We start from the raw sequence: 9,417 nt of genomic DNA, 5'->3' as shown, positions 1-9,417 counted from the left end.
TTGAGTCTTTATCACTTATTCCATCTTATTGTACAAACCATAGCCTAATATGACCATATGCGATACAATGAAGTCCTAATCAATTCTGCTATCATTTGGAGGACAACACCATATGCAAACAGAAATTTTAAGCTGTAATTATTCATATCATTCCTCTCCTCTCTCGACAATCAAGCGCCAAGGTTTCTTCTCTTATTTATTTCGAATGCAAACAGAAGGCTTTTGTTATGCATTGGTTGATGGCAAGATGACGCGCATAGAGTCAGGTGATCTGCTCTTATATGAACCTGGAAGTCCATATGAACTGCAAATTACCGGGGATGAAAACGCAACAGTTGTTAGTGGTGATTATTATTTATACTGTCAAGGTGAGTGGATTAACGAATGGTGGGCAAGGTCTGTCAAAGCACAGCGCACACGTATCGATCCCAACGATGGTATACGCTCGTTATGGCGCCAGCTTATCTTGGAAAACCGTCGTGTAGGTGAAAAAAATTCAGAGCTAAGCGACTATCTGCTGCGTTCACTCTGCTTATCACTCGATCGGGCAATGAGTGAAAACCATTCTTCGCATAATCACATCTTTACTGCTTCTCGGATGAAACGATACATCGAGGAACATGCCACACATATCATTAAGGTGGAGGATGTCGCGAGGCATGTGCAATTGAGTATATCTAGAGCAGCTCATATATTTAAGGATTCTTATAATGAAACTATGATTCAATACTTAGTAAAGGTGCGTTTAGCGATGGCGGTTGAACGGATGCAATATAGTTCCTTTACATTAGAACACATTGCAGAAAGCTGTGGATTAGGCAGTTACCCTTATTTCCATCGAGTATTCAAGCAAAGATACGGCTCTTCACCAAAGCAGTATCGCGCCCAATTGATTGATAGTAAATAAAGCTATGTTGCTACGCTTTACCCTGAAAATAAGAGCAAAAGAACAATTTTGCGAGGAGCTTAGTATGATGGAGTTTATCTGGAACGAACGAGGAAAGAAACTGGTATCTAGATCAGAGTAAAGCTACCAAGGGATTCGGGTCGGTAAAAAAAGAAAACAGTACTCTCCCGAGTCCTGTATCTAAGAAATCCGTAGGTTGGATCATGGTTTTCATGAATCGCGCTGATGGACATACACGTGCGGATCAAAGCACTTGCCCAGTGCGAGAAAACAACATATTCCGATCCCGATGCGACTTGCGGCGTGCAAAGAACGAAGGCGAACCAAAAACAAGTTTTTCATTGACTATTGTAAGCATTCCATTGTTTGTCCAAGTCCTAAGGGCCCAAAGATACGTATACCGCATGGTTCTGCGGGAATGAATCGACATGTTCGGCTTGCTCACTGCAAGGGCTTTGCGATCAGTAGTTTGGTTTTCCTTTGAGGAAAATTCGTTCTTCTTTTCTCTAATCCTACAGCCACCTGGATCACCCCCAGACTTCACGTTTTTTGTGCAAATGATTATAGCCCTATGATATGAATGCTCCCTTCCTGTTTGGATTGCCATACGACAACCTCTCCTAACTCATTCCACTGAACCAGTGTGCCAGGACCCAGCCATGTCACCTTTTTGGAAATAACATCTATTAACCAGCATCCTGTATTCGATATTTGCACAGCATAGTAACGACCTTGATCTCCCTTTGGACTTGGTAAAACCCTTATAATTTCTACTGATCCAGGCCCTCCAGTATATTGCTCCAGTAATTCTATAGCTTCATTCGGAAGCGTAACCTCTTCTTCATTCTTAATTGAAGCATCCTTTATATGAATGTACGAGTTACCCGATACATAACGGTCTTCATCCTTCCAGCGGTACGGCACGCCAATCGTTTGATCATCCACCCATGTCATCGGATAGACGAACAAAAATCCGTCACTGTGCCCTACATAGCTTGCTTCCTTTTTCCTGAATATTTCTTTGCCCTCTTTGTTTATTACGATTAGATCGGCAAAAGGGCCAATAAAAGATTCTGAAGAAACAAGAATAGCAATCCGGTTGCTGTCAGGTGAAGAGGCCATGCCATAAATCGGTTTCTCTGAAGAATAAAGCTTCTTGGCCTCTCCAGTTTTCCTATTCACGCTGTAAACGGTACGATTTCCTTTTACTGCGTAGGACTTTTCTTCAACAAACCTGTCTGAAAATAAAACATTTGTACCATAATCATTGCCATAGACTTCCTCAAGATCAGGCCACTCTCTGATGTTAATAGATTTTAAATCTCCTGTGGAAAGTTGGATCAAGCTTTGACTGTCATCAGGATGATATACCAAAATAGAGTCCTTGTCTTGGTTATCTGTCCAAATGGGTTGAATGAGAACAGCAGACTCCAGCTTTTGTTCACGTATGATTTCGCTGTTAATATTTACCCACTTAAGACCTTTCAAAGGTTTTTGGCTATTCAAAACTGCCAGATTGCGAATGGGCTGTGACTCACTGGCAAACGAAACGCCCGTCTCTGACAGCACTCCATCTAATCGAAAATGTACGGAGGTCCCTTCCTCTAAGTTGGGAAAACGGACAACAAACCGCTGTGAATCGCTCCAATATATGTGATACTGAGGCTGCCCGCCGCTAACCGCAACGCTCGTGATTAGCGTATCCTTGATCGCTTTTTCAACAGATCCGCGGTCCAAACTGAGTGTTGACTGTACGATAACACTGCTGCTGTCTTCATTGGTGCTCACATACAGTAAGGGTTCTACAATTGCAGAAGTATAACCCAGCAGTAAACGAATCCAGGCACTAGAAAGTTCCCAGGCTTGACCCTGCCCCTCGCTGCTTTCTGTGTATATTTTTACGCTAAAATCAAGTGAATCTGTTTCCCGCAAATCATTGACAGTGTACGTTTGGGTTGTCAATTCATTTTTCATCTCCACCTTATACAGCCGGCCATTTGGCTCTGGGTCATCAATATAAGACGGGACAGCATCCTGCAGCCCTTGGAGCAATGCGACTATATCCTCTTCTTCATTTAATTCAAAGATAACCTCGGACCCATTATTATTCATAACCTTAACGGACTGCACATGCTCCATAACTGGAAAAGCGTTGTCAGGGTTCGGGTTTTCCACCCCCTGCTCTGTATCCTTACAGCCCGCCGCTGATAACAGAATAACAAAAATTAAGATCACCCATCCGTATGACGCTTTCACTGCGCTTCCCTCCTTGACACTTGATCATGCACTAGGAAACAGGTGTACCATTTTTCACAGGCTCATCTGGTTTCAAAAGTACCACATCCCCTTCTTCAGGAACACCACCAATGACCAGCACCTCGGATTTGAAGCCTGCAATACGCCGGACAGGGAAGTTTACCACTGCAATGATTTGACGGCCCATAAGCTGTTCAGGTTCATATCTGTGTGTAATTTGAGCCGACGAGCTTTTAATGCCTAGCTCCCCAAAATCGATTTCTAATTTTATTGCAGGTTTTCGTGCTTCTGGAAAAGGTTCAGCTTTAATTACAGTCCCAACTCTTATATCTAATTTCAAAAAGTCATCAATTGTCACCATTGTGGTTACCTCCGGGTTTAATGCCTGAAATGTATATGGCATAATTTTAATTTTTTCCCTATAAAAAACAAAACATTTTCTTTCTTTATTCGTATAACGATTAAACAAAATAATAATAATCGAAACGGGGACATTCATGAAAAAATTTATAATCGGTTTTATGTGCGGAGCAGCTATCGCCACGACAACGACCGTATGGGCAGCAGACTCCATTCAGGCCTATCTGTTTCCCAGCAAGGTAGAGTTTCGCCATGGAGAAATGATCACACCCGTAGATGTTAGCGGAGACAATGCCGTGATCAATTACAACAATAAAGCCTACATTCCGCTGCGCACATTTGCAGAGGCAATAGGAGCGAAGGTCAGCTTCAAAGAAGCAGCTGCTTCTAATGGGAACAAGAATCAGATCATCCTTATGACAGGCCAAGCTTTTGAAAATGGGCCGCTCACCTTGAGCGATCCGGACAACAACGTAAATATAGGGGATTTATATGTAGTCAGAGAGCCGAACGGCAATAACTCCCTAACGTCTGGAACGATTCGGATTAATAAAGTCTTGAAAGATAAAGAAATTGAAATTCACGCTTTCGATGCAAAAGGGGAACTCATCGGCAAAACAGATTTTGTATATATCCAGGATTCTGAGAGCAAACCGCCGAGACCTGGTGAAACCCGGCTTTTCTCCACCAGTCTTACCTTTAACGGCAATCGGAAAATGGATTCTTGTGTGATCAAGATACGCGACCAGCTTAAGGCGATAGAGTCGAAAGAAACAGACGTTCATTTATTGGGTAGTGGGGGCATCGCCGCCCTCTACCCTCCAGGAGGCTTTGACGGTTATCTTCCAGCAGGTCAGGTGGCTCCCTTCATTGTTTTTTTTCAAAATACGATTGATCACGAAATCGAACTGAAGCCTTTTGAAATGAATATTAAAGTAACTCGGATCGATAAGAATAACGAATTTGTTGAATTAGTTTACGAAAAGAAGCTGCCTACGATCGAAGGTCCGCTTCAGAGTCTGTCTTTTTATCACTTTACCGTACCCTGGAATCCGGTTGACCGTGAAGGCCGGCCGCTGAGCAAGGGACGTTACCAGATAACGCTGGAAAGACCCGATACATTCCGCTATACCCTGGATGGCGGCAGCATCATTACAGAACCGTTGATTACAAATACACGAACCCCTACCGCATTTAACGTTGAACTCCAATAACTTAAACAAGCCAGCATCCCCTTCTCCATACAGGGGGAGCAGGCTTGTTCTTGTAACCAAGTGTATAACTATTTAACCATTGTATCCAGAACAATCAACCTAAACGATACAGCTTATCCTCAAATGCGACTTGATTATCTTCATCCCAAACAACTGAAATTTCAAACGTTCCAGGCTCAATAAACAAAGGGAATCTGTGCTTAAACCAAGGCTGCATCGGTAATTCCAGTGCTTCCTTTATATTTACCCAAAGAAGCTCTCCTTCTGGTGGATTGGCTAACAACTCGCCCTCAAATTTAGTTGCTGCGTAATTAAAGACCATGTACCTAAAATTTGTTTTGGGAACAACATATTCATCTATTCCCTTATAAACCAAATCCTCTGGCTTTACAATAAGTCCTGTTTCCTCGCGAAGCTCTCTCACAGCTCCTTCAGTTATGCTTTCCGTCATATCCACTTTGCCACCTGGCCCCAGAAACCCTGGAAAACCACGACTACTGGGCCGGTTTATCAATAATACTTTGTTCTCACAGTGAACCAAACACATTGTGTATATCATACATTCCATTTTATTTGTCATGTTAGGTCCTCCAGCACTTATCTTTCTATTTTCAGATCTTGTCTAAATGGAAACAAATTCTTCCTTAAGAACTAATAACTGCTGGTTTCCCTGATGAAATCTGGTAATATAAGCTGTAACCTTTTGAATCTTATCCTGCTGCATCATAGCAATTGAAACCTTTCCTTAATGAGCCTTGCGACCTCTTCAGGAGCGATAGTTGAATTATTAATTTTAAGATAATGATCTTTTTTTATTTCTCCATCATAGGAGTTTAGGCGGTGCTTGTCCATGGTGCTTAACAAATCCTTTTCGGAACGTTCCGTATTTCTTTTGGTCGGTTTATGCAGCAATCTGTGAGGGTTTTTGTTGCGCTCAAGTCGTATTTCTACATCCGCTTCAAGCTCTACCAAGCAAACGGTGCCTCCTTTTGATTCAAAAATATGACCAATTTTATGAACATAATCCCAGTCCGCTTGGAGATCAAATGCCCATACATAAGTGAAAATCAGCCCAGCCAAATCACTCTTTGCCACCTCTTCGAAAATCTCCTGCCGAAACAAGCTCACCAGACGATTCCCCTGTTCCGTACCATAATCAAAAAAGGGAGAAACCAGCTCAATGGTCATATGATTATGAAAAAGCTTTAATTCCGTTATTTTTTCCAATTCCTGCCCTACAGTCATTTTCCCAACCGCCTGGGGGCCGCATATTATAATAAATTTCATCATAAGTCCTCCTTTACCGTTGCCCTTTTGCCCATTAAATTCATCGCAAATCTTACTTACGCATAAAGCCTCATATAGTCAGCATAAGCCCGAAGATGTGTTTCTTTCGCTCGTTGCTGAGTCATTTCCCTCACATCTGGTATGCTCTCCGCCTCAATGTAATCAGCAAGAACGTCGATGACATCATCGAGATGTTTCGCTCTAAAATACAGCTCCATCCGTTCCAGAGTTTCTTCATTTGTTAAGAGGAGGATCTGCTTTCTCCAAAAAGACCATTCCGTAGTGTAATAAAATGGCCAAAGAAGTACCGAGTAATCCATTGCAGCATCTCCGGAACCCGACAATTCATCCCAATCAATCATCCAAAAATCGTGATGATCATTGATCAAAATATTTTGCCAGTTGATATCGTTATGTACGACATCCGTCGCTTGCTTCTGAAAGCAAGGCTTCTGGTTTGCAATTTGTCTTAATGCATCGACCTCAGCTTCAAACCAATCTATCGAATCGTCGGTTACAAAGCTAAGTAAATGTCTCTCAGACCTTATACCTTGCAAATCTTCTTCGAATCGAGAAATGTATTCTTCAGTAAATGCGGCAGCATAAGATTGAACTCGCTCACTAGTTAATTTCCTTTGGATATGCCTATCTGTATGTAATCGATTTAGGGTTTTCAGTACTTTCTGAACTCCTGGTATTGGGTTAGAGGCAGCGCTCAAGGGATGGCCCTCTATAAATTCAAACACTAAACCATAAGAATAACCGGGCAAAATCTCATGTGTCACTTCTTGAACAAGTCGAGGCGCATTGTAATGATCTGCAAGATAATCACTAATCATGGCCCATTGTTTCAGACTTGGGGCTTTGTGGGCCAGTGCGAATTTCACATGCCTAGATACTACGCCATCAGATAAGCGATAGGATTGATTGACAAATCCACCAGGGTTCCAAATGTATTTCGCTTGTATGTGGGAGCCTTTTAATCCTAGTGCTTGTGCATATTCTTTTGCCCATTCTGTAACCTGTTTTTCAGCCAACGACAGATCCATTTTCTATCTCCTTAAATATTTTATTTTCGGGAGCTTAACCTTTTTTTAAATCCAGCATGCTTTTCATACCCAATGGACTGATAAAATTTATGTGCTTCAGAACGCTGAGAGCCAGATACAAGAATTACGTAACTGCAATTATTTTCCCGGCCAAAATCTTCAAGCGATTGCATCAGCAGTTTACCAATGCCCTTCCCACGATAATCCGATAAAACCACCACATTTTCAATGAGCATGTATGAATTGCAATCTCCCACCAAATCGTAACAGACAATAGCCATCGCAGTACCTATGACTTTATCCCCGTCGCAGGCCACTGCTACATAGTAACAAGGATTTTGTGAAACCATTTCGATTTGTTTTTTTGTATTTGTAGTGTCAAACTTCTGACCAGTAAATTCAATGAATAATTCGGAAAGTGAGTTTACATCATCGATTGCAGCTTTGCGGATCATATAATGTGAGTTGACGATCATAATAGCCCCCATTGTTATAAAAGTAAAATCATGATATTGTAAAAGGAATATTAAGTAAATTATAGCACATTTATCGAATCATTTACCTTCCTTAACGTATTTAAGAATCATCCAATGAAGGAGGATTTTTATGAAAGATAGTAATGAAAACAAGGTGCATGAAACAGAACCTGACCCCGTCTACTTCAACCAAGAGAACCAAGCATTGGACACTGAGTTGCTGCCCATGCAGAGTATTGAAGGTGCGGGACCTCCCAGAAAAGTGGATTTAAGTACATTGCCTAGACCGTTAAGAGCTTTTCATGTTTTTATTTTAATATTTTCCTTAGTCATGGTTCTTTCTGTAGTATTCGTTACAATTTTTCGTTAGAGCAGTGTCCACTCACTTCATAGTCTCAATAAACTCATCCTTAGTTAAACCAAATAATATGGCATCTAAATACTGCCCATTTGTATATACCATTTCCCTTCGTACACCTTCTTGCACGCAGCCAAGTTTAATTAACATGGATTCAGATGCTGTGTTTCCCTCAATCACGTAGTTGTTAAACTTATTCAGTCTCCGTTCAAAAAAAGCATATTTCAAAAGGATTCTAACAGCGGTAGTACCGTAACCTTTACCACGATGATCCCTGTCTATTTGCAGCCCAATGCTAAATGTTCCATTCTTCTCATCTATACTATTAAGATTGATACCGCCTACATTTTCTCCATCAAGAGTTTCAATAGTAAACATAATACGCCCAGTGTCTGGAGCAAAATCAGCATATTTTTCAATAAATTTCTTAGCTTCCGCGATTGTGGGAGGTAGTTCGACTTCGCTATTTAATAGTTGGCGTGCTGGAGTATCGAATCGATTATAAAAGTGCGCCTCCCAATCTTCCTCCTGCAAAGCACGTAATCGGATTCCGTTATCTTGCCAAAAGTAGTTGGCATAATTTATTTCTTTCATAATAGTATTGGCCCCCCATATTGCACCTGATTTTCTGCTCTAATAATGGTATCAGAATCGCAGCTCTTTTTCTGGGAATTTTCAAGTATAATTAAAATAATCCGATCTAACGATTCCATAGAATACTAAATCTTCAAAACTTCCCGCCTTCAATACATGCTGCGGAAAAGTTCCTTCCAGTTTCATACCGATTTTAATCATTACCTTATAAGAACCTGGGTTTTTAGTCATTGCGGCAGCAGAAATACGATTTAATTCTAAATCCTCAAAACCAAATTGAACAATCCTACGGGCTGCTTCAGTTGCGTACCCTTGACCCCAGTAAGGTTTTCCGACCCAGTAAGCAAGCTCTGCCCGATTATGCTTTTGGAATACTCCCATGCTCATATTTCCAAGCAATGCTCCATCTTCTTTTTTTATCATCGCAAAAGCATAACTATCCCCTTTTTCTGAGGATTGACGGACAGTTTCAATCCATTTCTCAGCTGCTTCATCTGGATACGGATGAGGAATTGCCAGAGTTGTGCGTGCTACTTCTTCATCACCAGCCAACTCTTGAACCATTTTTGCATCGAATAATTCAAAAAATCTAAGAAACAAGCGGTTTGTTTCCAATTGAAGTGCCATTTCTTGCCCTCCCTCTAAATTAGTAAATTAATAATCCTATTTATCCGGCTCAACCTAATAATCAGTGCTTGACAGTCAAGCTAATATTCGATGGCGGTTAAATGCTACGAAAATACCAGCTTTATAGCGACCCGGTACTTGTCACAGCTATTTTCATATCGGCGAGGGTAACATGTGAGCTAATGGTCACCGAAGTCTAAACTTGCCCCACTATGCTTCCAATTTTATGGAAACATCAAATATTGGAAATTAAGTTGATTTTATATAAATAAAAAATATCCAAATGAGC

The 9,417-nt window shown here is 41.1% G+C and carries 11 protein-coding genes; 3 read left to right on the top strand and 8 right to left on the bottom strand.

What is annotated here, in order from left to right; translation table 11 throughout:
* The first annotated feature begins 112 nt into the window (after positions 1-112).
* On the top strand, positions 113-907 hold the full coding sequence (locus J2Z66_RS25930; protein ID WP_209975647.1) for an AraC family transcriptional regulator: 795 nt from the start codon (positions 113-115) through the stop codon (positions 905-907).
* Positions 908-1,468: 561 nt separating this feature from the next.
* Here the strand turns inward: J2Z66_RS25930 and J2Z66_RS25925 are convergent.
* On the bottom strand, positions 1,469-3,163 hold the full coding sequence (locus J2Z66_RS25925; RefSeq protein WP_209975646.1) for a hypothetical protein: 1,695 nt from the start codon (positions 3,161-3,163) through the stop codon (positions 1,469-1,471).
* 31 nt (positions 3,164-3,194) lie between these two features.
* Positions 3,195-3,524 carry a chaperone CsaA gene (gene csaA, locus J2Z66_RS25920; protein ID WP_209975645.1) on the bottom strand — a complete coding sequence of 110 codons (330 nt, stop codon included), beginning with the start codon at positions 3,522-3,524 and terminating at the stop codon, positions 3,195-3,197.
* 136 nt (positions 3,525-3,660) lie between these two features.
* Between csaA and J2Z66_RS25915 the strand changes: the two genes are divergently transcribed.
* Positions 3,661-4,737, top strand: a complete 1,077-nt coding sequence (locus J2Z66_RS25915) for a stalk domain-containing protein (RefSeq protein WP_209975644.1) — start codon at positions 3,661-3,663, stop codon at positions 4,735-4,737.
* Between the two features lie 94 nt (positions 4,738-4,831).
* Here the strand turns inward: J2Z66_RS25915 and J2Z66_RS25910 are convergent, their stop codons facing one another.
* From J2Z66_RS25910 to J2Z66_RS25895, 4 genes are all read right to left on the bottom strand, one after another.
* Positions 4,832-5,317: an NUDIX domain-containing protein gene (locus J2Z66_RS25910; RefSeq protein ID WP_209975643.1), complete on the bottom strand. Its 486-nt coding sequence runs from the start codon at positions 5,315-5,317 to the stop codon at positions 4,832-4,834.
* A 143-nt stretch (positions 5,318-5,460) separates the two neighbouring features.
* Complete coding sequence (locus J2Z66_RS25905) at positions 5,461-6,024, bottom strand: ATP-binding protein (RefSeq protein WP_209975642.1); 564 nt, start codon at positions 6,022-6,024, stop codon at positions 5,461-5,463.
* A 56-nt stretch (positions 6,025-6,080) separates the two neighbouring features.
* Positions 6,081-7,073 carry an aminoglycoside phosphotransferase family protein gene (locus tag J2Z66_RS25900; RefSeq protein ID WP_209975641.1) on the bottom strand — a complete coding sequence of 331 codons (993 nt, stop codon included), beginning with the start codon at positions 7,071-7,073 and terminating at the stop codon, positions 6,081-6,083.
* A 20-nt stretch (positions 7,074-7,093) separates the two neighbouring features.
* The gene (locus J2Z66_RS25895; protein WP_245375841.1) at positions 7,094-7,549 is read right to left on the bottom strand and encodes a GNAT family N-acetyltransferase; all 456 of its coding nucleotides are present in this window, start codon (positions 7,547-7,549) and stop codon (positions 7,094-7,096) included.
* A gap of 130 nt (positions 7,550-7,679) precedes the next feature.
* Here J2Z66_RS25895 and J2Z66_RS25890 point away from each other — a divergent pair, with 130 nt between their 5' ends.
* Positions 7,680-7,919, top strand: a complete 240-nt coding sequence (locus tag J2Z66_RS25890; protein ID WP_209975640.1) for a hypothetical protein — start codon at positions 7,680-7,682, stop codon at positions 7,917-7,919.
* A gap of 12 nt (positions 7,920-7,931) precedes the next feature.
* On the opposite strand, the gene J2Z66_RS25885 is transcribed toward J2Z66_RS25890, so the two are convergent.
* Together J2Z66_RS25885 and J2Z66_RS25880 are read right to left on the bottom strand one after the other, a co-directional pair.
* A complete protein-coding gene (locus J2Z66_RS25885) occupies positions 7,932-8,501 on the bottom strand; it encodes a GNAT family N-acetyltransferase (protein WP_209975639.1) in 570 nt (189 codons plus the stop codon).
* 81 nt (positions 8,502-8,582) lie between these two features.
* The gene (locus J2Z66_RS25880; protein WP_209975638.1) at positions 8,583-9,128 is read right to left on the bottom strand and encodes a GNAT family N-acetyltransferase; all 546 of its coding nucleotides are present in this window, start codon (positions 9,126-9,128) and stop codon (positions 8,583-8,585) included.
* Positions 9,129-9,417 lie beyond the last annotated feature (289 nt).

Source organism: Paenibacillus eucommiae, assembly GCF_017874215.1.
In the GTDB taxonomy this organism is placed as follows: Bacteria; Bacillota; Bacilli; order Paenibacillales; family NBRC-103111; genus Paenibacillus_AI; species Paenibacillus_AI eucommiae.
This window is presented reverse-complemented; position numbering and strand designations above follow the sequence as displayed.

Coding starts and splice junctions, on each gene's coding strand:
- J2Z66_RS25880 (WP_209975638.1), bottom strand. CDS start 9,128: ATGGCACTTCAATTGGAAACAAACCGCTTGTTTCTTAGATTTTTTGAA.
- J2Z66_RS25890 (WP_209975640.1), top strand. CDS start 7,680: ATGAAAGATAGTAATGAAAACAAGGTGCATGAAACAGAACCTGACCCC.
- J2Z66_RS25895 (WP_245375841.1), bottom strand. CDS start 7,549: ATGATCGTCAACTCACATTATATGATCCGCAAAGCTGCAATCGATGAT.
- J2Z66_RS25915 (WP_209975644.1), top strand. CDS start 3,661: ATGAAAAAATTTATAATCGGTTTTATGTGCGGAGCAGCTATCGCCACG.
- J2Z66_RS25905 (WP_209975642.1), bottom strand. CDS start 6,024: ATGAAATTTATTATAATATGCGGCCCCCAGGCGGTTGGGAAAATGACT.
- J2Z66_RS25930 (WP_209975647.1), top strand. CDS start 113: ATGCAAACAGAAATTTTAAGCTGTAATTATTCATATCATTCCTCTCCT.
- J2Z66_RS25885 (WP_209975639.1), bottom strand. CDS start 8,501: ATGAAAGAAATAAATTATGCCAACTACTTTTGGCAAGATAACGGAATC.
- csaA (WP_209975645.1), bottom strand. CDS start 3,524: ATGGTGACAATTGATGACTTTTTGAAATTAGATATAAGAGTTGGGACT.
- J2Z66_RS25910 (WP_209975643.1), bottom strand. CDS start 5,317: ATGACAAATAAAATGGAATGTATGATATACACAATGTGTTTGGTTCAC.
- J2Z66_RS25900 (WP_209975641.1), bottom strand. CDS start 7,073: ATGGATCTGTCGTTGGCTGAAAAACAGGTTACAGAATGGGCAAAAGAA.